This is a genomic window from Pseudarthrobacter sp. NS4 (assembly GCF_024758005.1).
GTDB lineage: Bacteria > Actinomycetota > Actinomycetes > Actinomycetales > Micrococcaceae > Arthrobacter.
On record NZ_CP103288.1, the window covers coordinates 3,259,632 to 3,282,523 of the forward strand.

Here is a 22,892-nt window from a genome sequence, read left to right on the forward strand (position 1 = left end):
TTTCGACGCACAAACCATCACTCGACGCGCAAAGTGGATGACGCTACCCATATACGGGTAGCACCATCCACTTTGTCTGTCGGAAAAATTTATGCGCGTCGAAAACGACCGGGGTCAGATGTTCGGGCGAACCTCCACGAGGGGTGCAATAAGGGCACCTTGCCGCCCGCTCAACGCCGGCGGTAGCCTGAAAAGCGGATGACGGGCGGCGCCGCCACTACCAGTTGGGCGTACCGCCCGGGGCGGCGTAACCCAGGGGTTCGGCCCGCCGCCGGGAACGGGAGACGCGATGTCCGCACTCGCAGATGGCCGGGAAGCCTACGCCCAACGGCGCTGGCCAGACGCCATAGGGCTCTACACCGCTGCCGAGCAGGATGCCGAACTGACCGCCGGTGACCTTGAACGGCTGGCCATCGCCGTCATCCTCACCGGCCGGGGCCCGGACGGGGTGGACATCCTGGGCCGGGCCCACCTGAGGTACCTCGCCGACGGCGACCACTCCGCCGCCGTCCGGTGCGCCGCCTGGACCGGACTGAACCTCATCCTGCTGGGAGAACCGGCCCGCAGCGCCGGCTGGCTGGCCCGCGCCCGCCGGATCATCGACGACGTGCCCCAACCGTGCCCCTACGAGGGGCTGCTGTTTATCCCCGCCGGGTTGGGCGCCCTCTATGGGGGCGACGGCACCGCCGCAGCCGAAGCCTTCACCCGGGCCGCTGACCTCGGGCGGGAGCGTGGCGATGCGGACACGGCGGCCCTTGGCACGCTCGGGCTCGGGCAAACCAAGATTCTGCTCGGCCAGTTCCCGGACGGCCTGGCCCTGCTGGACGAAGCCATGGTGGCCGTCACCCTTGGGGAAATTTCCCCGGTCCCCGCCGGGATCATCTACTGCGCAGTCATTGAAACCTGCCGCCTCGCCTTCGACCTCAACAGGGCGCACGAGTGGACCCGGGCGCTGGACCGGTGGTGCGGCGCGCAACAGAACCTGGTGTATTTCAGCGGCCAGTGCCAGATGCACCGGGCCGAGCTGTACCGGCTGCACGGCGCCTGGGCCGAGGCCCTGGACGCGGCCCGGGCGGCGCAGGAGCTGGCCTTCCGCGGCGACCGGATGGCCACCTACGGCGGGTTCTATGAACAGGGCGAAATCCACCGGCTCCGGGGCGACTTTGACGCGGCCGAAACCGCCTACCTGCACGCTGAGGAGACCGGCTTCCCGGCGCAGCCCGGGCTGGCGCTTCTGCGCCTTGCCCAAGGCAGGCCTGACCAGGCCCAGTCCCTGCTCCGGCAGGCCATGGACACCGTGGACCCCGCGTACCGGCGGCGGATGCTGGCCGCCCGGGTGGAAATCGAGCTGGCAGCAGGCGACGCGCGGGCAGCACGGGCCGCCATGGAGGAACTGGCTTCACTCTGCGCCTCGCTCGACATGCCCATGCTGCACGCCCTCGCCGAGCAGTCCGAGGCTGCCGTCCTGTTCCACGAGGGCAGCCCCGAGGCTTCCCTGGTCCTGCTCCGCCGCGCGTGGTCCCGCTGGCTCAGCCTCGATGCCCCGTTCGAAGCGGCCCGCTGCCGCGCCCTCCTGGCCAGCCTGTGCGCTGCGCTCGGCGATGAGGAATCCGCGAGGCTGGAGCGTGATGCGGCCCGGGCGGTATTTTTCGAACTGGGGGCCGTGCCGGCGCTGCCGGTGCTTGAACGATCGGCGCCCGCCGGGCTGGCAGCCCCGCCGGCTCCAGTACCAGTCTCAAGGAACCGCGGCGACGACGCCCCCGCCGGTCCGCTCACCGCCCGCGAAACCGAGGTTCTCCGGCTCGTCTCCGCCGGACTGGGCAACCGTGACATCGCCGCGGAGCTGTTCATCAGCGAGAAAACGGTGGCCCGGCACCTGAGCAATATCTTCACCAAGCTGGATCTCACCTCGCGGACCGCAGCCACGGCCTATGCCTACCGGCACGGGCTCGTCTGACCTTGGCCCCTGCATAGAATTACCCACTCGCTCCACCGGCTTTCCCATGGAAATGGGTAATTCGCCCGATCCGCCCCGCCGGGACCGTAAATAGCGTTAATGGCATGAATGTTGCAGTACTCGCAGGAATGGTCTCCACCACCCTCTTCGCGGTGAGCTATGTGCCCATGCTGCTCAAGGCCCTGCGGACCAGGGATCTTGACTCCTACAGCCTGGGTTACCTGGCGCTGAGCAACGTGGCCAACGGGGTACATTCCGTGTACGTTTTCAGCCTTCCGCTGGGGCCGATCTGGCTGCTGCACTGCTTCTATGCCGGCGCCTCGCTGCTGCTGCTCATTTGGTACCTGCGTTTCCGGTCCAGCCCGTCCGGCCGTCCGGTGCCACAGCAGGCACAGCGTTCATGACCCACCCAACCGCACATGCTTTACAAGGAGGCACCACCATGAACACCACCCAGGCAGCTGGCACCGGCGGCACCACCGGCGCTGCCGCCGTCGACACCGTCATTATCGGAGCCGGCCAGTCCGGGCTGGCGCTCGGCTACTACCTGGCGCAGCAGCACCGGACCTTCGTCATTCTTGACGCGGGGGCACGCGTGGGCGACGCGTGGCGGAGCCGCTGGGATTCGCTGCGCCTGTTCACGCCCGCCAAGTACAACGGCCTGCCCGGCCTGCCCTTCCCCGGCGACGGCCTCGCCTTCCCCACCAAGGACGAGCAGGCGGCCTACCTGGAGGATTACGCCAAGCAGTTCCACCTGCCGGTCCTGCTCAACACGGCCGTCACCCGGTTGACCCACGACGGGCAGCAGTTCCACGTCGCGGCAGGCGCCCGGCGCTGGGTGGCGGCGAACGCTGTCCTGGCCACCGGCGCCTGTTCCCTGCCCAGGACGCCGGGCTTTGCTGCCGAACTGCCCTCCGGCGTCGTGCAGCTCCACTCCCACGAGTACAAGAACCCCGCCCAGCTCCAACCCGGCCCGGTCCTGGTGGTGGGGGCAGGCAATTCCGGGGCGGAGATCGCCCTGGAGACCAGCCGAACCCATGAGACGTGGCTGGCCGGCAAGCCAAGCGCCCAAATTCCGTTCCGGCACGGCCGGACAGCGGCCCGCTTCTTTTTCCCGGTGGTCCGCTTCGCCGGATTGCACGTGCTGAACACCAGCACTCCGGCGGGGCGCAGGATGCTGGCCAGGACCACTGCCCAAGCCACTCCATTGATCCGGACCAAGCTGGCAGACCTCACCGCCGCGGGCGCCCAGCTGGTGCCGCGGGTCAGCGGCGTGCAGGACGGCCAGGTACTGCTCGACGACGGCCGGTGCCTGCCCGTAGCAAACGTCATATGGTGCACCGGCTTCAGGGAGGATTACCCATGGCTGGACATCCCGGCCCTGCCGGCGGACTGGCGGCAACGGCAGCACCGCGGGGTCGTGGAAGCGCTGCCGGGCCTGTACCTGCTGGGGAAGGCCGCCATCTTCGCGGAAGCATCGGAAGCCCTTCCCGGCGTTGGCCGGGACGCAAAGTACCTGGCGAGGCGGCTGGCCGCCGCTTCAGCCCTACGGGACGAAACGGCAGCCAAGACCCGGGTTGCGGCATGACAGCGCCCTGGTGATAGAGGGTTTGAGTTAAACCGGCATCAACCGATAGAGGGTTTTGAGTTAAACCGGCATCAACCGATAGAGGGTTTTGAGTTAAACCGGCATCAACTGATAGAGGGTTTTGAGTTAAACCGGCATCAACTGATAGAGGGTTTTGAGTTAAACCGGCATCAACTGATAGAGGGTTTTGAGTTAAACCGGCATCAACTGATAGAGGGTTTGAGTTAAACCGGCATCAACTGATTGAGGGTTTGAGTTAAACCGGCATCAACTGATTGAGGGTTTGAGTTAGACCGGCAGTAAGTGAGAGAGCGTTGGGGTTGGTTAAATGTCCGCCAGGAGTGAGTTCGGGTTTTCGATCGCATCCGCCACGAACCGCAGGAAGCCGGCCGCCGTCCCGCCGTCGCAGACGCGGTGGTCGAAGGTCAGGGTCAGCTCGGTGACCTTCCGGACGGCCAGTTCGCCGTTCACCACCCAGGGCTTGTCAATGATCCGGCCGACGCCCAGGATGGCCACCTCGGGGTGGTTGATGATCGCCGCGGACCCGTCCACGCCGAACACCCCGTAATTGTTGAGCGTGAACGTTCCGCTGCCGAGTTCGGTGGGGGTCGCCTTGCCCTGGCGGGCTACGTCGGTCAGGCGGCGGATCTCCGCATCCAGCTCGCGGGCACTCAGCTTCTCCGCTGCGCGGACAGACGGCACCATCAGGCCCCGGTCGGTCTGGGCGGCGATGCCCAGGTTGATCCCGTCAAACGCGACAATCTCCTGGGACCCGTCCTCCGCGGTTTCGATGCGCGTGTTCAGCTCCGGGAACTTTTTCAGCCCGGCGGTAACGAACCGGGCAACGAACGCGAGCAGGCCGGGCACCTGGGAGGTGCCGGACTTGAGTCCCTCGCGAAGCTCCAGAAGCGCGGTGGCATCGACGTCCACCCACACAGTCGCCTCGGGGATCTCCGAACGGCTGCGTGCCATGTTGGCGGCAACGGCTTTGCGTACTCCCCGGACAGGTGTCCGTGCAGAAACGGCCAGGCCGGTCCGCGCATCCACGCCTCGGCTTTCGGCGGGCTTGGCCCCGGCAGGCTCCGCCACGGGGGTCGGTTCAGCTACCGGGCTCGGTTCAACGTCCGGGGCAGCCGCAGTATCCGGCTCGGCGGGGTGGATTGCCGCTTCAACGTCGCGGCGCATGATCAGGCCGCCCTCGCCGGAGCCGGGGAGCTCGCCAAGATCGACGCCGTGTTCCCGCGCCATGCGCCGGACCAACGGTGAGATCACCGCGCCAAGCCTGCCGGGGACCCGGGTGCGCAGGAGCGAAAGGTCCACGTCGGCATCCGCCGCCGGACCGGCGTCGGCCGCCCCATCCTCCAAGGGATCGGCGGCCCCGTCCTCCAAGGGAAGGGTATCGACAGGTCCGGCCGCAGATGCTTTCCGCGCCCGGGTGCGGCGGGCCACGCCGTGCCCGCCCGGGGTTCCGTAGCCAATCAGCACATTGCCGGACCCCGCCTTTTCCTCCTCGCGGTAGGTCTGGGCCGCCGCGGAGGTTCCGGCGGGCTCAACCACCCGTTCGGGAGCCTCCCCCAACTCAGTTTCCTCAGGCTCCACCTCCGGCTCGGCAGGCTCAGCCACGGGAGCAGAAGGAGCGGCAGCAGCCCCCATCGGCGTCACGGAAATCAGCGGCTTTCCCACGTCCAGGGTCTCCCCGGGCTGCCCGTGCAGTTCGGCAACTATCCCGGCGTACGGGGAAGGCACCTCCACCGTGGACTTGGCGGTTTCCACCTCGGCGATGGGCTGGTCCACGCGGATCTCGTCCCCCACGGAAACGTGCCAGGCCACCAGTTCGGCTTCGGTGAGGCCTTCGCCCAGGTCCGGAAGCAGGAATACTTTGGTTTCACTCATGGTCAGTTCTCCCACTGCAGGTCGTCGACGGCGTCGAGGATGCGGTCCACGCCGGGCAGGTAGTACTTCTCTAGTTTCGGTGCCGGATAGGGGATGTCGAATCCGGTGACGCGGCGGATGGGGGCGGCCAGGTAGTGGAAGCAGCGTTCCTGGACCCGGGCCACGATCTCCGAGGACACGGAGGCGAACCCATGGGCTTCGGCGATCACCACGGCCCGGCCTGTCCGCCGCACGGACTCACACACCGTCTCGTCGTCGAACGGGACAATGGTGCGCACGTCGATGACTTCCAGCGAGCGCCCTTCCAGGGCGGCGGCCTCGGCAGCGGCGAGCGCCGTCGGGACGGAGGGCCCGTAGGCGATCAACGTCGCGTCGGTGCCGGGACGGGCGACGGCGGCCCGGCCTTCCGAGGACTGCCCCGCCCGGGCAGCGGAAGAGTGGGCGGAACGGAGCTCGTCCAGGTCCACCATGTCCTTGGACCAGTACAGCTTCTTGGGCTCCATGAAGACCACGGGGTCGTCCGAGTCGATGGCTTCGCGGAGCATCCGGTACCCGTCCGCCACGGTGGCCGGGGTGAAGACCTTCAGGCCGGCGGTATGGGCGTAGTAGGACTCGGAGGAATCGCAGTGGTGCTCCACTCCCCCGATGCCGCCGCCGTAGGGAACCCGGATCACCATCGGCAGTTTCACGGCGCCCCTGGTGCGGTTGTGCATCTTGGCCACGTGGCTGAAGATCTGCTCGAACGCCGGGTAGGCGAACGCGTCGAACTGCATCTCGATCACGGGGCGCATCCCGTTGATGGCCATGCCCAGCGCCATGCCCACAATTCCGGACTCGGCCAGCGGAGTATCGAAGCAGCGCTGCTCGCCGAAGGTCGCGGTGAGCCCGTCGGTGATGCGGAAGACCCCGCCCAGCGTCCCGACGTCCTCGCCGAACACCAGGACGGAGGAATCAGCGTGCATGGCGTCGGCCAGTGCGGTGTTGAGGGCCTTGGCCATGGTGACCGGCTGGGGGCCGGAAGCTTCGGCGGTAGCGGCGGCGGAGGCGGCTGCGCGGGCGGTGGCGGCGCTGACGTTGCCGTTGGCCTCGGACGAGGTGGTGATGGTGGGGCTCACTTTGCGGCCTCCTGGGATGCGGGGTTCTGGGATGCGGCGTCGCGGGCGAGTTCGTCGGCGAGCAGGGCGGACTGTTCCTTCAGCTGCGGTGTGGGCTTTTCGAAGACGTGGCGGAAGAGCTCCTGCGGGTCCACCGGAACCTCCTCGCTGAGTCCGTCACGCAGCTGCGTGGCCACGGCTTCGGCATGCTCGAGAATCCGTGCCTCGGCCTGGTCGTCCAGCAGACCGCGGTCCGTGAGGTAGGTCCGCATCCGGTTGACCGGGTCCTTGGCCTGCCATTCGGCAACCTCGCTGTCCTGCCGGTAGCGGGTGGCGTCGTCGGCGTTGGTGTGGGCCTGCATCCGGTAGGTGTTGGCTTCCACCAGCAGGGGGCCGGAGCCTTCCCTGGCCAGTTTCACGGCCCGGTCCAGGACGGCGAGGAGCGCGACGACGTCGTTGCCGTCCACGCGTTCGCCCGCCATGCCGTAGCCCACAGCCTTGTGGGCGAGCGACGGCGCCACGGACTGGTGTGCCAGCGGCACCGAGATGGCGTACTTGTTGTTCTGCACGAAGAAGATCACCGGCAGGTGGAAGACCGCCGCGAAGTTCAGGGCCTCGTGGAAATCGCCTTCGCTGGTGGCGCCGTCGCCGCACATGGCCAGCACCACGGTGCCCTCACCGCGGAGCTTGGCTGCGTGGGCAACGCCGACGGCGTGGAGCAGCTGGGTGGTCAGCGGGGTGCACTGGATCCCCACCTTATGCTTGAGGGGGTCGAACCCGCCGTGCCAGTCGCCGCGGAAGATGGTCATCACCTGGACGGGGTCCACGCCGCGCGTCATCACGGCGACGGCGTCGCGGTAGGTGGGGAACATCCAGTCTCCGTCGGAAAGGCACAGCGCGGCGGCCACCTGGCAGGCTTCCTGGCCGTGGCTGGAGGGGTATACGGCCATGCGGCCCTGCCGGACGAGCGCCGAGTTCTGGTCATTGACCCGGCGTCCGACGACGAGCTGTTCGTAGGCTGCCATCAGTTCGTCATCGCCGGGCAGCGGGTACTCGTGGCCGGGTTCTGTGCCCTGTTCCTCCTCAGGCTTGAGCCGGCCGTCCGGGTCCACCATCTGGATCTGGTGCCGGGCCGGCAGCATGTAGTCCTCAACCGTGATGCCGAACTTCCGGACAGCTTCGGAGACGGCGTCCACCGCCGGTGCCGTGCCGGCCTGGTTTGCGTTGGCAGTGTCCCTTGCGGTGTGGTCTGCGGAGATCGTCATTGGTCCATCCTTAGAAAGCCACTATTTACTCCCAGTATTGACCCGCGGAAGGTTTCGTATCCAGCTTCTGCGGAAACCGTGGAGAAGCTGCCTGATTCTGGCTGCGCTGGAAGACAAATTGCAGGTGTGACCCACATTACGCGCAAGGACTGTGGACAGAATGACAACCCCGGCTATCGAGGCCTGTTCCGGATGGGCTTCAGCACCCGGAGCCAGGGAGGCTGCGGGCTGCCCGAGGTACTGGTTTGACTGTTTTGGAAGAGGTCTTGACCTCACCCTCCCGGGGGGATCACACTCTTATGACCGCGATTGACGATAACGTCTATCGGTCAATGTTCGGCAGGATCTTTTCCGCTCGTCACAGGGAGAAGATTCCGCACCAGGTGGCAGGGTTCCCTTTGATGGGGGCTCCTGGCGCGGCGGCAGACGCGGAGGGGACAGTGCGGTCCCCTCCGTCTCCACATCATTCATGCACAGCAAAATTACAAAGGGTGGGGTATCTGTAATGGACATTGAGAAGCTGTGGGACCGGCTCGAACCAGAAACGCGGCAGTGGCTGGTGGATAATCCCGGGTGCCGCATCCTTCCCCGAACCATTGCGGCAGAGATCAAAAAGGCCACCGGAGCCCAGTTCGAGCAGGACCGGCACGGTGAAAGTGTCCTCTCCCCCAGCGACTGCGACTTCATCCGCAGGGCAGCGGGACTCCATGATGCCCAGCGGCAGTGAATCCCCGCTTCCGCGTCCCTGAGGGGATTTGTATTCAGCTTCTGAGCTGTTCACAGCAAATGTGTCCGGTTACACCTACACTGAAAGACAAATTGTAGGTGTGACCTAGACAGGGGCCGTGGAACATTGGCTACCAGGGATGCCGGGACGGAGCCCGTTCCGCTGGACGACATCGACCGCAGGATCATCTCGGAGCTGACCCGGGACGGCCGCATGTCCGTTACGCAGGTGGCCGAGAACGTCCACATCTCGCGGGCGCATGCGTACACCCGGATTGCCAGGCTCACCGGCGAGGGGGTGCTGTCCAGGTTCACGGCGCTCGTGGATCCGATCAAGGCCGGGCTCCGCTCATCCGCCTACGTGACCTTGAAACTGAAGCAGGACTCCTGGCGCGAACTTCGCGACCAGCTGGGAGCCATCCCGGAGGTGCACCACATCGCCCTGGTGGGCGGCGACTTCGACGTGATCCTTCTCGTCCGCGCCGTGGACAACATAGACCTGCGGCGGGTCATCTTCGACCAGCTGCAGTCCATGCCCGGCGTGCTAGATACGCAGACGTTCCTTGTATTTGAGGACGTAGACACTCGCTGAGGTGTTGCTCGGCGCGGGCTCCCCTCCCCCGGGCCGACGCTGGCCTATCTTGGCACAGCAAGTAGTCGGCTGGGCAGGCAGGACATAGGTTTACTCGTATTTTCCCCGGGGTACATCTCAGATTCGAATAAAGGGCCGCAATGCTGTAGTGCGGGACCGACCGTCGAGTGGGGCAGGGTGGGAGTACAACTGGCAGCCGAGAGCACGAGGACGGAACGCTCTGGGTTCCTGCTGACCTGATCACAGGCGCGAAGGCGGACCTGGATTCGGTGCAGCGGGCGGCGGATGCCACTGCGCTGGGCCTCGAGTGATCGGCGGGAACGGAGGTTGGCTGTGCCACCACAATAGTGTTCGCGAGAAGTTCCCCCTCACCGCCGCCAGTACCAGCACGGCCGTAGATGTAGCGTCCTCGGAACCCCGCTATGGCGACAGTCCCATGACTGCCCCGTCCCAGCGGTGGCAGGTGTACCAGCGCCGGCTCGTTGGAGCGGGATATGTTGGGGCTTGCTGTTCCGCTGGAGCTTGAGGCCTACTCGTCCTGCACCTAGTGTTCCTGCGACTGGCAGGATGCACGCCTGAACTGTGGGCGAGGCACGTGGCTGGCAAGGGTTGTGGCGTAGAGGTACTTCAACGGCCGAAGGGTAAGTGACGATCTGTCCTGATGACGAGGCCTTTTTGATGCCTACAATGCGTTTCGCCTGACTGGCGGAGCGGGTAGGCGAATGAGGGTTCTCGGACCGATTTTCCTTCTACAGTGCGGGGTGGGGAGGACAGTTCATTGCGACCTCGTTGAGCTTGACCCAGATGGCGTGCATGAATCCGTCGCTGTGAGCGCGGACATAGGCGCAACGTACCCCTTGCCTGTCCAACCGCTCAACCAGTAGGGTTCCGCCGTCGCAGCGAGTAACGAACACGTCGTCAGCCACCCAAGCCGCACCATCTCTGAAACCAAACAGCGCATCAGGCGCCCCCGATTCTCCACTCATAGCCTCAAAGTAGATCCTGCTCCACAGCCTCCACACCCGTGCTCACTACCTGCATTTCAAAGATTGGGACACTCGGATACTCAGTACAAGCGACAGGGTGAAAGGGCCGACAAGACCGGTTACTTGAGCCCAGCAGGTCATGACCGCGTCATCCCAGCATTCAACCAGCAGATGCCTTCTTAGCGATCCTGCGGCTTGCAGATTCCGGTGATTACTCGACGTCGATTGGGGACACGTTGCACGAGAGAAGGAGCATTTTCGGCGAGGAGGCTTTACCGGTACCCGTCCACAATCGCCGCGGCGATCTCTTTGTAGGCGCGGCGGGTCTCAGGTTTCAGAACATCCAAGGTCACCAGATCACCGTCGGCCACACCGCGGTCATGCGGAACGGCGATGAGTTCACGGCAGATGCCAGCAAGGTGCTCCTCGATTGCGTCCTTGTCCACGCGCGAAGAAACCTCGTCCTTGTCCGTAATCACCACGATCGCGTTCCGGGCCAGGTCCTCGTACCCGTGGCTCGCCAGCCAATGCAGGGTGCTGCGGGCACGCTTGGCTCCGCTGACTGCGTAGCCAGCGGCAATTACGAGGTTGTCCGCGGACTGCAGTATTCCGCTCATCGCGTTGTGCGTGACGCCGGTGCCGCAGTCAGTCAGGGCCACGGAGTAGTAGGCGGCGATGAGCTTGCGGATCCGCAGGTACTCTTCGGCAGTCAGCGAGTCAGAGACCTCCGGGTCCTGCTCTCCTGCAATCAAATGCAGCCTGCCCGCATGGTGCATGTATCGGGCGAGGGCTGTTAGGGAATCAACGGAGTCGATGTTCCGGAGCAGGTCCGAGATGGTCCGCGGACTGGACTGCTGGTAGATGCCCTCGCCCAGAGCCCGCTCCACCAAGTCGCCCGAATCCGGGTTCGCATCGATGGCGCAGGGCGCATCACCCCGGAATTCAGCCAGCGTGAGGCCTACTCCCACAGTGGTGGAGGTCTTGCCGATGCCGCCTTTGAGGCTCAGTACGGCGGTATTGTAGCTGCCCTGCAGCTGGCGTGAAATGCGGCGCCCCAGTTCTTCTTCCTGACGCTGCTTTGCACCCGGTCCCATATTCCAGGCACCGCCGGTCATGTTATAGATGGCGCCACGGAAACCCCCGACCGGCCTCGGCTTCTGTTCCTTCACGAAGAGACCTGGTGAGCTGATGAAGTCCGACATGGGTGTGTCGGCAATGACCTCGGCCATGGTCGGCCGGGCCCGGCGGAACGCAGCCGTTTCAACAGGGGCAGACGACGGCGCCGAAGCGGTTTCCACCTCAGGCGAATTGGGGACGAAGGTGATGGCGTCCTGCTCCTCCACTTGCGCCGGTACCGGCGTGAAGGCCGGCGCCCGGGTGGGAACCGGAACGCGAGTAGCAGGCTTTGCGGCATCGGCTGCGGCGGCCGCCTCCGCCCAGGAGGCCCGGCGCGTTGTCAGGTTTCCCGCGTCGGGCGTGCTGGATGGGCTGGGAGTTACAGCTGGCATGGTTCCTGTCCGGACATCCGTCAGCTCACCGTCGGCGCGACGAACGTCGCGGCGTCGGCGCGGCAGCGGCTGCCCTGTATCGTCTGCATGGGCGCGTGCGTTCTGATCCTCCGGATCGGGCATGTCTGTCCCCCAGGACGTCTCGGCAAAAGGTTCTGCGGCACTGGTTCAAACAGTAAGTCTAAAGGGAGAACGCCGAAGCCAGGCTCAGATGCGGGTGAGCGCGGCAGCAACCACGGCCGCAGTGAGGATCAGCAGAAAAGTCAAAACGGCGTGGCGCTGCCACTTGGGTCGTCCTTTGTGCGGGTTGATGTCAACGTACGGCATGGCTAGCGTCGCCCTCCTCGGCATGCCGCGGCAGGAGCGGCGATTCGGATGAGGCGGCCCTTGAGCCGGAGCATCTGGTGACGGACGAGAAAGGCAACCAGCAAGGTGCCCAAGAACGCAACGAGAGCCAGGGCAAAATTGAAAACAGCTATAACAGCCTCCATTGGTTACAGTGATCCCCATCGCCATGAACTAATCACGAGACAGCTTGAATGACAAGTCACGTCAAGAGTCGGTCATGCCAATCAATGACTGACGGCCAGAAGACTCACGGCCAGCAGAGCTAGCAAATCGCGTTGGCCGGCGGCTTTCGTAAGCCCCCCCGATCAACCTGTCCGCGCGAAGGTGAAGTGTGTGCATCTGGCCCCCCTTACCACACAAGGCGAGACTCGTGCCCTTCGCCTGCTTAGTCACGAACATGGTTGGAAGAGTGCCAACGTGCTCACCATGCAGTGTCACACAACACGACCACGGATCATACTTCGGCGTTGTTTTACGGGCGATCTGAGAATGACAGCCCAACGACAAAATTGGCCATTGCTGGCACCACACAATTCCAAAAAATCGTGGGCCTATCGCTACACAAACGAGGCCGCAGCATTCGTCAAGGGGGTCGTCAACAACAAAGAGTGCTGATGGTACGGCGATAAGGAACTGCTGAACGGTAAAGCGGGTTCCCTAGATAGCCAGTGCTCGGCCCGGCGTAAGATGCTCAATTACGAATGCTGCCTAGCTGACAAAGGGTGCCAAACAAGCGGAAATGGTCAACAACAGGTGGCGGAACCTCCGAATAGCTCCTAGCGCTGCATTAACTAAGCAAACTCTATTAGCAAGGCATCACCTTCGTAGACCTCTGAATTATGCCTTTGTAGCTGATGGTCTAAGGTATAAAATTCTGACGGTCTTTGTGGGTGATTTAAGTTCCGATAGCTGAGCGCAAAGCGGTCAGAATTCTTCCAGTTGTAACGTGTGCAGAGAGGTTACTCTCGTAGTAGCTAAGCCCAGACTTGCCGTACGATGACAAAGCGCCCTGGCCTGACCTCGATAGCCGCAAGACGGCCTCAGCAAGTCCAGTAGCATCACCCGGGTCAACTGCCACGCCCGCACCTGCATCTCGTATCAGCGCAGCTCCATCGCCGGCGAGCTGCCCTATGATCGGCAGCCCTGATGCCATGATCGACGAAATCTTGCTGGGAGTAGTGAAGCGAAGAAAGTCATCGTTAGCGAGGGAAACAAGTTGTACATTAGCAGAGGCCATCATTGAGGGAACTTGCGCCTTTGGGATACGGTCGTGGAAGACCACACTTGAAATACGTTCAGTCGTAACTCGCTCCTGCAGCCGTCGCTTTGCGGTGCCGTCTCCCACGATGACAATCCGAACATTATCACTGGGGGCAAAGAGCTTTGCTGCCTCCAGTACCGTGTCCAGTCCCTGAGCTTCTCCGACCGCCCCCATGTACATAACACTAAAACTGCTTTGCCAGAGGTGTCGGTGGCTCCCGGTGTCTTCGGTTACCTCCGGCAAGAAGATCGTTTCGTCCGTTGGATTCGGCACATAGACGATCCTGGAAGGGTCCACATCGGGATTACGTTCCAAGATGAGGCTTCGCACCGATGGCGAAATCACGCCTATGTACGCAGCACGATTTTCCATCAGCCGGACGACCGAACTGATTCGTCTGCTGATCATTTGGCCCAATAATCCTCGAGGAACCATCTTGCTGTTTATCAGCGAGTCCGGCCAAAGGTCTTGCACGTGCAGGAAATATGGCTTTCTCCCCAGCCTCGTCTCGGTCATGAGTGGCAAAGCCACACTCACAGGAGAGTTATACACCCACACTGCATCCGTATTGGACAATGTGCGTGCCCCTAAAATTGCAGCGGACAATGCGAAGCTTGAGTAGTTGACTGCACGGCCCAATCCTGACGAGTCATGGCTTGCGTATAGCGGAACCCTCGTTACTCTGGTTCCGCCTTCTGTCCGCGTGCTGCGCGGACGCTGGCTATAGCCATCGTAAAGGCGCCCCTGCGGGTAGTTGGGAAACCCCGTTAGGACCGAAACCTCATTGCCTTGGCGGATCATCTCGCGTGCGAAGACGCCAGGAAGCGCAGCAGGTCCCGTTTCAGGGTCAAACCACTGAGTGAGCATTCCGACTTTCATGAGTCCCTCCAATTTGGTTCTCGGATTGAAGAACCGGAAAGAGCGCGAACAAGACTGTCAGTCATTCCACAGTTTGCCGATAAGGTGCCATCCTGAGCCTGGCCAAACCACATCAACTCCAATCGGCGGATATGTCCTGATAGCTGGCCGCCGAGAACGCGGGAAAGGTTTCGTCCTACAAACAACACAGACCTACATAATCCAGCAGGGAGCACTAAGGGCTGTTTGCCTCCACTGGCCGCAGCGAGGACAGAGGAAACAGTTCCACCTTCCCAGGGCTGTAATTGAATTCTGAGTAAACCATCAGGGCTAAATGCAGTCCTGATGACAAAATCGACGAGGCCATCGATGGAACTCACCGACGTCGGCTGCGTTCCCGGCGCTGCAACGCAGGCAAAGGGCGAGCGTGCAACAGCCTGCAAATTCTTGGTCGTCTTTCGATCGGAACCCTGAACAGAGGTCGCTCGCACTATCGTTGTGGCCAGATTCCCAGAAACTGCGGAGACAACAGACTCCCCGAGGGCCTTTGACCTCGAATAAGGTGAGAAAGGATGCGTCGTCGGTGAGGCATCGAGAACGCTCGCGTTTCCTTGGACGGCCGCCGAACTCAGATGGACGTAGTGTAGTACCCTTGATTTTTTCGCGGCCAATGCCAACACGCCTGGCAAGAGTGCGTTAGCACCGAAGAGTTGAGGCGTGGCGGCAGAACCTGGTTCAGCGAGTCCAGCAGCATTGATGACAATATCGCCCGGCAGTAACTGTTCAGAAAGCTCCTCGACCTCCTTCTTGAACATCGCCAACCTTGCAACGTAGTCAGGCAGCAAGAGCCCACCGGGCGCTTCCAACCTAGGAGCACGGAGACGTACGACTCGTGCTTTTTGGCTTTCGAGCTCGGCGCTCAGATGACGCCCAACGAATCCGCTCGAACCGAAAATAACCCAACGCTGGGCGGAGTCTCTTGGATTGATGTACAGACTCAATATCAGTCCTTATATTTGGATTTAATTAACTTCAGGCATCTTGTGACGCAGATGTCGTCTAATCGTCATAGGCATCAGCAGATACCCGACGGTCAAAGCAAGCAAAAGGATTACTGCAGTAGCTGACTCAATCAGTCCCCCACCGAGAGCCAGGAGACCAACCATCCCGGCGATCAAGCTGAAAACACTCACTATTGAGGAGACAGTTATGTGTGATAGAGATTGATCGGTCAGGCGCTGATATACGTGACTTCGATGCGCTTCCGCCCAATTCTCACCGGCGCGGATGCGCCTAATTAACGTGCTAGCTACATCGGATATATAAATAATTAAGGGACCCGCGACTGAGATTGGATTTATTCCGGTGAGCAATGCAGCGATGGCAATGGTGGCTATCGAAGCTCCCAGCAGGTAACTCCCGGCATCGCCCAAGAACATCCTGCCACCCATGAGGTTCCAAGGAAGGAAGGCAGTAAAAACTGCGGCAATGAGTACTCCCCCCACCAAGAGCCAATCTTGATCCGACCGTGCCCCCAATAAAACAAATATTGTACCGACGACTAGCCCATGTAGAGCCGAGATACCGTTTATTCCGTCCATGAAATTTGCAGCATTAGTGTAGGTGGCAAATGCAAATGCGCCGAAAACGATCCACCACCATTCCGCCCCCGTAAGCGCCACAAGGAACGCGCTCGAGGTGATTCCAATCCCAAGCTGGGATAGAAAGCGCAAAGTAGCTCTCAATCCCCACAGGTCCTCCACAGCTCCTACAACAGACGCGAACACGGCAGCTAAGAGGCATATCGTCAGCAGCCAACTCGCGTCGATGTGCTGTCCGTTAAGCGAGATGTAGATAGTCATGACCAGTACTGCGGATGCAAGGGCCATGCCGGCCCCCCTCAGTACGGGGACAGTATGGGACGAGCGATGGTTGGGAACGTCCACCACACCCAGCCGCTGCAAAATCGGTCGGACTAGGGATAGAGTCCCGGACGCCAACAGAAACGTGGCGCCTGCCACGAACCATATATATCCGCTCACGAGGTGAATCCTGACAAGGATGTTTTATTCTTAACCATTGCCCTGCAATCTCCGTACTAAGGCCTTCGTAAATCGAGTAACCAGTGGTCGTCACCGTAGTATCTAGCAGCGACGGCGCGAGTTAATTATTGGACCGGCACTAATTTGTTTGAAACTCGTCGCGGGTGCATCCGGAGCTCTTTCCTGTGCGCACAACCCGATCGGCAGTCGTTTAGCCTCGCCAACGGTAGGCGCATTGGAATCAAAGGAAAGCATGATTTCGTCGGTTCCCGGCGCATCGGCACTACTCTACGGTGACGCTTTTGGCGAGGTTGCGTGGCTGGTCCACGTCGTAGCCCTTTGCGGCGGCGAGTTCGGCGGCGAAGATCTGCAGCGGGACGGTGGTCAGCAGCGGCATCAACAGGGTGGGGGTTTCGGGGACGTAGAAGACGCGCTCGGCGTAGGCCTTGACGGCTTCGTCGCCTTCCTCGGCAATGACCAGGGTGCGGGCGCCGCGGGCGCGGACTTCCTGGATGTTGGAGACCACCTTGGCGTGCAGGGAATCCCTCCCGCGCGGGGACGGGACCACCACGAACACCGGCTGGCCCTCATCGATCAGCGCGATCGGGCCGTGCTTGAGCTCACCGGCGGCGAAGCCCTCGGCATGGATGTACGCGATTTCCTTCAGCTTCAACGCACCCTCCAGGGCCACCGGGTAGCCCACGTGCCGGCCCAGGAACAGCACGGATGTTTCGTTGGCCATGCTCCTGGCGAGCTCGCGCAGCGGGCCGGCGTTGTCCAGGATTTTCTGGATCTTCGCCGGGATCTTGTTCAGATCCGCCAACACGTCCTTGATCTGACCGGAGAAAATGTTCCCGCGCAGCTGCGCCAGGTACATCCCCAGCAGGTACGCCGCGGTGATCTGGGCCAGGAACGCCTTGGTGGAGGCCACCGCGATTTCCGGCCCGGCATGGGTGTACAGCACGGCATCGGATTCACGCGGGATGGTCGAGCCGTTGGTGTTACAGATCGAGATGGTCTTCGCGCCCTGCTCCCTCGCGTACCGGACAGCCATCAGGGTGTCCATCGTTTCACCCGACTGGCTGATGGACACCACCAGGGTGTTCGCATCCAGGATCGGGTCACGGTAACGGAACTCGTGCGCGAGTTCGACCTCGGTGGGGATCCGGCACCAGTTCTCGATCGCGTACTTCGCCACCGTCCCGGCGTACGCGGCGGTGCCGCAGGCCAGCACGATGATCTTGTTGACCTGCTTCAACAACTCCGGATCGATCCGGACCTCATCCAGGGTCAGCTTGCCGTTAAGGTCCGAACGGCCCAGCAGGGTCTGCGCCACCGCGTCAGGCTGGTCATGGATTTCCTTCTCCATGAACGAACTGAAACCACCCTTTTCCGCCGAGGCCGGATCCCAGTCCACATGGTATTCCTTGCCCTCGGCCGGGTTGCCGAAGAAATCGGTGATCTCCACCGTCTCCGCGGTGATCGTCACGATCTGGTCCTGGCCCAGCTCCACCGCACGGCGGGTGTAATCAATGAACCCGGACACGTCCGAGCCCAGGAAGTTCTCCCCCTCCCCCAGGCCCACCACCAGCGGAGAATTCCGGCGCGCGGCGACGACGACGTCGGGCTGGTCGGCGTGAACCGCCAGCAGCGTGAAAGCACCCTCCAGGCGCTGGCAGGCCAGTTCCATCGCCCGGGTCAGACCGCCCTCGGAGATGTCCCCGCCCAGCTTGTTCCGGAAAATATCCCCCAGCAGCGCAGCAGCCACCTCGGTGTCCGTCTCGGACAGGAACTCCACGCCCTTATCCAGCAGCTCAAGCTTCAACTCGGCAAAGTTTTCAATGATGCCGTTATGAATCACCGCGAGCCTGCCCCCATCAGCCAGGTGCGGGTGCGCGTTCCGGTCCGTCGGCCCGCCATGGGTCGCCCACCGGGTATGGCCGATACCCGTCACCGTCTCCGGCAACGGCCGGGCCTCCAGCTCGGCAATCAGATTGCTCAGCTTCCCCGACTTCTTCCGCGACTCAATCGAACCTTCAGACACCACCGCCACCCCGGCGGAGTCATAACCCCGGTACTCCAACCGGCGCAACCCCTCCAGCACAACATCCAAAGCACTGTGACCGGCAACAACACCGTCAACCCGACGGCCCACATAACCCACGATTCCACACATAACAAACCCTTAATAGTTCTTCCACAGCCGAATCCAAAAAAGATAATACAACAGATCTGAGGCATGAAATCTATTACGTCGACATACGGCTTCAGCGGGTACTTACTAAATGTTTTACTTAAGAAAATATGGCCTTTGCACTCAGAGAATAGGCCACTGATCTGTTGCGGGCCGTTTTAGGAAGTGCCTCGATCACACAAGACCATAGACTTTCAAAGCCTGTTTATACCAGCCAGACTATGCGACTTATCGCGTAGTTTATCGCCGTAAATACGGAGCTGGTTCAAAATCGGCAACGCGGTCCCCCACATTCAACAAATGGGCAATAGCTGCGATTGATCTTTCAGCAGCCTTCCCATCACCATACGGATTGACAGCATTGGCCATCCGAGCAAAATGATCCTCATCATGAAGTAGTATATTTACTTCTTCGACGATCGTGTTCTCATCGGTGCCTATGAGTTTTACCGTTCCGGCTTCCACCGCTTCAGGACGTTCGGTGTTCTCTCGCATTACTAGCACTGGCTTTCCCAGGCTAGGGGCTTCTTCTTGAACTCCACCGGAGTCGGTCAGAACAATGTGCGCGATTGACAGGAGTCGCGTAAATTCGCCGTACCCCAGGGGTTCAGTCACAAGGACGTTAGCCTTGCCAGACAATGCGGGCAGCAACGCTTCCCGCACCACCGGATTCTTGTGGGCCGGGAGTACGATAACCAGATCGCGTTCTCTGTCAGCGATTCGTGCCAAGGCTCGTCCTACGCCCTGCATCGCGTTACCTTGGTTCTCCCGTCGATGGGTAGTGACCAACAGGATACGTCGCCCGCTTTCTGCAACTGCCTCTAAGCGAGGGTCAGAAAAGGAAGCTTGCTTGCCCACGCTGTCGAGCAGAGCATCAATAACAGTGTTACCGGTCACGACAATTGCACTTGAGCTGACCCCCTCGGCAACCAAGTTGGACCTACTTTCAGACGTAGGGGCCAAATGCAGACTAGCGAGTTGGCTTGTCAGCTTTCGGTTTGCTTCCTCCGGAAACGGAGAAAGAAGGTTCCCACTCCGTAAGCCTGCCTCAACGTGAACTATTGGAATCCCATGATAAAAGGCAGCTATAGCTGCTGCCGTGGAAGTCGTAGTGTCGCCTTGCACGATAACGGCATCAGGCTTGGAAGCAGTAAAAAGTTTTTCTAGTCCGTCCATGGTTCGGGTCATTATCCCGGAAAGAGACTGACGCTGCTCCAAAATGTTCAGGTCGTAGTCCGGAACCACGTCAAAAAGTTCGTTCACTTGATCCAGCATCTCGCGATGCTGCCCCGTGACGGTTACTACTGAATCAAGGGCGTGGGAACGCTTGAGCGCGCCTACGATCGGAGCCATTTTGATGGCCTCGGGTCGTGTACCGAAGATCGACATAACAGTGGGCATGTATTGATCCTTGAAATTCGCAATAGCTGTTGAGATCAGCTCTTTGGAGGTGGTATAGGCAGTCTAAAAATGAGTGCAACTTGTTCAGCGAGAACGTCCGGCAGCTGGCGGCCTCACGCTCAGCGGTGACGGTGCAACTAATTCCATATACCGCGAGTGTCAACAAGATGCTTGCCGCTTAGTTCTTCCTTGTGAATTTCCTTAAAAGAATCATGATCCACGAGCAGCACCACGGCATCCGCCGCCGCTAGTGAGGGTCCAAGATCTCCCAGCGTAACGTTAGCGAGTCCCGCGAGAGTGCGAGGGAGAGACTGGACATGAGGTTCTACGACGAGTATTCGAGAGCCATCCAGCTTGCGACTCAGATTCTCCACGATGTCGACTGCAGGGGATTCTCGAAGATCATCAATATTTGCCTTGAATGCCAAGCCTAGGACAGCAACAGTAGGCGAAATATAATCGGCAAGCAGATCAGCGACCTTATTAACAACCCAATTAGGTTTCGCATCGTTAGTCTCCCGGGCTTGGCGAATCAGTCGCGCTTCCTCAGGCGCTGCAGCAATGATGAACCAAGGATCAACCGCAATGCAATGTCCTCCAACACCCGGCCCAGGCTTCAAAATGTCGACGCGAGGATGATGATTAGCAAGTTCAATCAGCTCCCAAACGTTGATACCTAGTTTGTCACTTATTACCGATAGCTCATTAGCGAAGGCAATATTAACGTCGCGATAAGAGTTTTCGACCAGTTTTGCCATTTCAGCCGTCGCTGCGTCGGTTAGTAATATCTTGCCTTGGCAGAAAACTGAGTAAAGGGATTTTGCGAGTTGGGCGGCGGTAGCCGTTAGTCCTCCGACAATGCGATCATTAGTTACGAGCTCTACCATAATGCGACCAGGTAAAACTCTCTCCGGGCAATGAGCGACGTGAATTTCGGGTTTGCCATCTGCACCGTCAAGCGTGAGGTCCGGACGGAGATTCACTAGGAAGTCCCCTAGGAACTGCGTGGTTCCTGGCGGGGACGTTGACTCAAGTATGACCAGCTCGCCGCCGCGCAGTTTAGGCGCTATCGCCTCGGCAGCAGCCCTGATGTAACTCAGGTCTGCCGAACGATCGGTTTGGAAGGGAGTGGGTACGGCCACAATGTAGGCCTGCGCCGCGGGCATCTCCGTCGTCGCTTGAAGGTTTTTCAAGCTTACAGCGCCCGAGACATAGGCGGCCAAATCTGGCTCGACGAAAGGAACATCTCCACGATTAACAGACTTTACCGTTTCTTCATTAACGTCTACGCCAACTACATTTAAACCGTTGCTTGCCAAGATTGCCGCCGTGGGCAGCCCAATATATCCGAGGCCTATAACGGCAACAGTATCGATATTATTCACAATTCCCCCATACTTCTGAAAAACGGCGACACCTCATCCACAACAGCATCGTCGTACCAAAGGTCCGACAATCGCCATGGACAGGGCGCGGTTTTCGTCGAATCCAAAAACGCCACCCGGGCCGTGCTTTCGTCGATGCTTTCCAAAGTATCGACCCTGCGCATATACCGCCAACCAAGCGAACCAACTTGCAGCGTGAGAGACCTCAAGGAGACGAGCGAGCACCGGTTAGCAGAATCACCCCGTGGAGCATCGTAGCAAACAAACAGTGAAAGTCAGACCTGAATGTCAACGTCCTCCAGCATCTCGTCGAGGCGGCCTCGACCAGGCTCTGCTGGCTGTGTCGAATTCGGTTGACTTAGGTGCGGAAACCTTCGTTGCATAGAAGAAGCATCGGTACGGCTTGATCTAGGTACGTCTAGTCCAAAGCCGCCATACCAGAGTGAGAGCAAGTAAAGAATTTGCCAACAACACTCCCAAGGAAGCCCCCGCGGCTCCAGCTGCTGCAGAGAAAAAGAGCACAAGAACAAGAGCCAGCGCCACCTGAGCGGCTAGAGCGCCAGCAGCAAACTTATCGTCGTTCCAACCTTGTATGACAGCGACTAACACGCGGCAAAAAACAATCAACAGAACGTTGAGTAACGCTAGCCTTACAACCCAAGTTGCTTCAACATATTCGTCCCCCAAAAGGAAGGGAACCCACCAGTCAGCCGCGACAAGTGTGACGACTAGAGCCGCCAGGGCCAGCGCTGCGAGAGATGCGCTCCTAAGAGTCCAGCTGACATTGATGCGTCGCCTCCCGCTTGTAGCTGCTCTCGGCAGAACTACGGCAGTGACCGAAGTAGCTAGAACGTTCAACGGTGCAACAAGTCTAGACGCAGCAGCGTAAAGTCCGGCCTGAAAAGCTCCTGCTGAAAACAATACTACCGTTACATCCAGCAGCATTACGGATGGAGAAACAGTCGAAATACCAGTGTAAAAAGAGTGCCAAAGCTTCACGGGCTTCGTTGTCAAGTATCGACAAAAAACCGAGAAACTTATGCCGTAAAAGTAGAGACTCAGGGTCCCACCGACGAGAGCGCCCGTGCCCTGAAGCCAGGGAAGTGTTAAGTAGGTGGCACCGTATAAGGCTGAAAGCAGCATGAAAGCAGCAAGGACAAAAATCTTTTCGGCCAACAACACGACTCCGGCACTGAAGTAGCGTTTGCGAGCTGCTAGGTATGCTCCGTTGCTCAGGCTCACAAAGGCTCCACAGGCGACAATTATTACGGCTCCCGCGAAAGGGATGCTCCATGAAATGATCCCGGCCGCTACTAGCGCTACGTAGGCGTACCGCAGCCTGGTCGTCGTGTCTGCTGCAGCCATGCCGCGTGCTTGCAAGCCTTTAAGCCGACTGTAAATACGCAGCTTGTCGATAGAAGATCCAAAGTTCAGCATCGATCCGATTACCTGGCCCACGCCCAGAATCGCCGCGCTCTGTGCCCAGTCCTGCGGGGAAAGCGAGCGAATTGCAACAACGAGCACCACTCCGCTTAGTAGGGACGCAAGGATGTTGAACGCGAAGGTAGTCCGTAAAGACCTCCAAAGTGAATTCACAACTTCCTCAACGGGGGGGTGTAGGTTGGTCAGGCCGGCGCTCAGGCACCTCCGTAAAGGCAATAGAATGGAGGCTCGGTGTAACAGTATCCGAGGGCAGTACGGAGTCGAAACTGAACTCCTAGTCCTCGTCGCGACGAAGTTCCGGTTATGAACCACCTCGGACGCAAGGGTCAGCGCAAGCGAACTCCAGGCCAC

The 22,892-nt window shown here is 60.6% G+C and carries 16 protein-coding genes; 5 read left to right on the top strand and 11 right to left on the bottom strand.

Translation table 11 applies throughout. The features are described 5' to 3' along the window. Positions 1-289 precede the first annotated feature (289 nt). The 3 genes from NXY83_RS15430 to NXY83_RS15440 all read left to right on the top strand — a co-directional run bounded on the left by NXY83_RS15430 (position 290) and on the right by NXY83_RS15440 (position 3,545). Positions 290-1,957, top strand: a complete 1,668-nt coding sequence (locus tag NXY83_RS15430) for a helix-turn-helix transcriptional regulator (RefSeq protein WP_258803073.1) — start codon at positions 290-292, stop codon at positions 1,955-1,957. 104 nt (positions 1,958-2,061) lie between these two features. Continuing rightward, complete coding sequence (locus tag NXY83_RS15435; RefSeq protein ID WP_258803074.1) at positions 2,062-2,361, top strand: hypothetical protein; 300 nt, start codon at positions 2,062-2,064, stop codon at positions 2,359-2,361. Between the two features lie 38 nt (positions 2,362-2,399). Further along, on the top strand, positions 2,400-3,545 hold the full coding sequence (locus NXY83_RS15440; protein WP_258803075.1) for a flavin-containing monooxygenase: 1,146 nt from the start codon (positions 2,400-2,402) through the stop codon (positions 3,543-3,545). 324 nt (positions 3,546-3,869) lie between these two features. Here NXY83_RS15440 and NXY83_RS15445 read toward each other — a convergent pair whose 3' ends face one another. Genes NXY83_RS15445 through pdhA form a run of 3 tightly spaced genes read right to left on the bottom strand, consistent with a single transcriptional unit; the run spans position 3,870 to position 7,797 of the window. Beyond that, positions 3,870-5,438, bottom strand: coding sequence for a dihydrolipoamide acetyltransferase family protein (locus tag NXY83_RS15445; protein WP_258803076.1), 1,569 nt, complete (start codon positions 5,436-5,438; stop codon positions 3,870-3,872). Between the two features lie 2 nt (positions 5,439-5,440). Further along, positions 5,441-6,553, bottom strand: a complete 1,113-nt coding sequence (locus tag NXY83_RS15450) for an alpha-ketoacid dehydrogenase subunit beta (RefSeq protein WP_258803077.1) — start codon at positions 6,551-6,553, stop codon at positions 5,441-5,443. Beyond that, positions 6,550-7,797, bottom strand: coding sequence for a pyruvate dehydrogenase (acetyl-transferring) E1 component subunit alpha (gene pdhA, locus NXY83_RS15455; RefSeq protein WP_258803079.1), 1,248 nt, complete (start codon positions 7,795-7,797; stop codon positions 6,550-6,552). The genes NXY83_RS15450 and pdhA overlap by 4 nt, the downstream gene beginning before the upstream one ends. A gap of 505 nt (positions 7,798-8,302) precedes the next feature. Between pdhA and NXY83_RS15460 the strand changes: the two genes are divergently transcribed. Together NXY83_RS15460 and NXY83_RS15465 are read left to right on the top strand one after the other, a co-directional pair. Continuing rightward, positions 8,303-8,524 (top strand): hypothetical protein, encoded by a 222-nt coding sequence (locus tag NXY83_RS15460; RefSeq protein ID WP_258803080.1) that lies wholly within the window; start codon positions 8,303-8,305, stop codon positions 8,522-8,524. Positions 8,525-8,650: 126 nt separating this feature from the next. Then, complete coding sequence (locus tag NXY83_RS15465; RefSeq protein WP_258803081.1) at positions 8,651-9,115, top strand: Lrp/AsnC family transcriptional regulator; 465 nt, start codon at positions 8,651-8,653, stop codon at positions 9,113-9,115. A 1,258-nt stretch (positions 9,116-10,373) separates the two neighbouring features. Here NXY83_RS15465 and NXY83_RS15470 read toward each other — a convergent pair. From NXY83_RS15470 to NXY83_RS15505, 8 genes are all read right to left on the bottom strand, one after another. After that, positions 10,374-11,732 (bottom strand): MinD/ParA family ATP-binding protein, encoded by a 1,359-nt coding sequence (locus tag NXY83_RS15470; RefSeq protein ID WP_258803082.1) that lies wholly within the window; start codon positions 11,730-11,732, stop codon positions 10,374-10,376. 1,120 nt (positions 11,733-12,852) lie between these two features. Beyond that, positions 12,853-14,097, bottom strand: a complete 1,245-nt coding sequence (locus NXY83_RS15475) for a glycosyltransferase family 4 protein (RefSeq protein ID WP_258803083.1) — start codon at positions 14,095-14,097, stop codon at positions 12,853-12,855. After that, positions 14,094-15,077 carry an NAD-dependent epimerase/dehydratase family protein gene (locus NXY83_RS15480; RefSeq protein ID WP_258803084.1) on the bottom strand — a complete coding sequence of 328 codons (984 nt, stop codon included), beginning with the start codon at positions 15,075-15,077 and terminating at the stop codon, positions 14,094-14,096. Before NXY83_RS15480 ends, NXY83_RS15475 begins: the two co-directional genes overlap by 4 nt. Before the next feature lie 21 nt (positions 15,078-15,098). Further along, positions 15,099-15,938: a UDP-phosphate glycosyltransferase gene (locus NXY83_RS15485; protein WP_258803085.1), complete on the bottom strand. Its 840-nt coding sequence runs from the start codon at positions 15,936-15,938 to the stop codon at positions 15,099-15,101. Between the two features lie 463 nt (positions 15,939-16,401). Continuing rightward, positions 16,402-18,294 (bottom strand): glutamine--fructose-6-phosphate transaminase (isomerizing), encoded by a 1,893-nt coding sequence (gene glmS, locus NXY83_RS15490; protein ID WP_258803086.1) that lies wholly within the window; start codon positions 18,292-18,294, stop codon positions 16,402-16,404. Between the two features lie 258 nt (positions 18,295-18,552). Then, positions 18,553-19,713 (bottom strand): non-hydrolyzing UDP-N-acetylglucosamine 2-epimerase, encoded by a 1,161-nt coding sequence (gene wecB / locus NXY83_RS15495; protein ID WP_258803087.1) that lies wholly within the window; start codon positions 19,711-19,713, stop codon positions 18,553-18,555. A gap of 137 nt (positions 19,714-19,850) precedes the next feature. After that, positions 19,851-21,098 carry a UDP-N-acetyl-D-mannosamine dehydrogenase gene (wecC, locus tag NXY83_RS15500; protein ID WP_258803088.1) on the bottom strand — a complete coding sequence of 416 codons (1,248 nt, stop codon included), beginning with the start codon at positions 21,096-21,098 and terminating at the stop codon, positions 19,851-19,853. Between the two features lie 408 nt (positions 21,099-21,506). Then, complete coding sequence (locus tag NXY83_RS15505; protein ID WP_258803089.1) at positions 21,507-22,463, bottom strand: hypothetical protein; 957 nt, start codon at positions 22,461-22,463, stop codon at positions 21,507-21,509. Between the last annotated feature and the right edge of the window lie 429 nt (positions 22,464-22,892).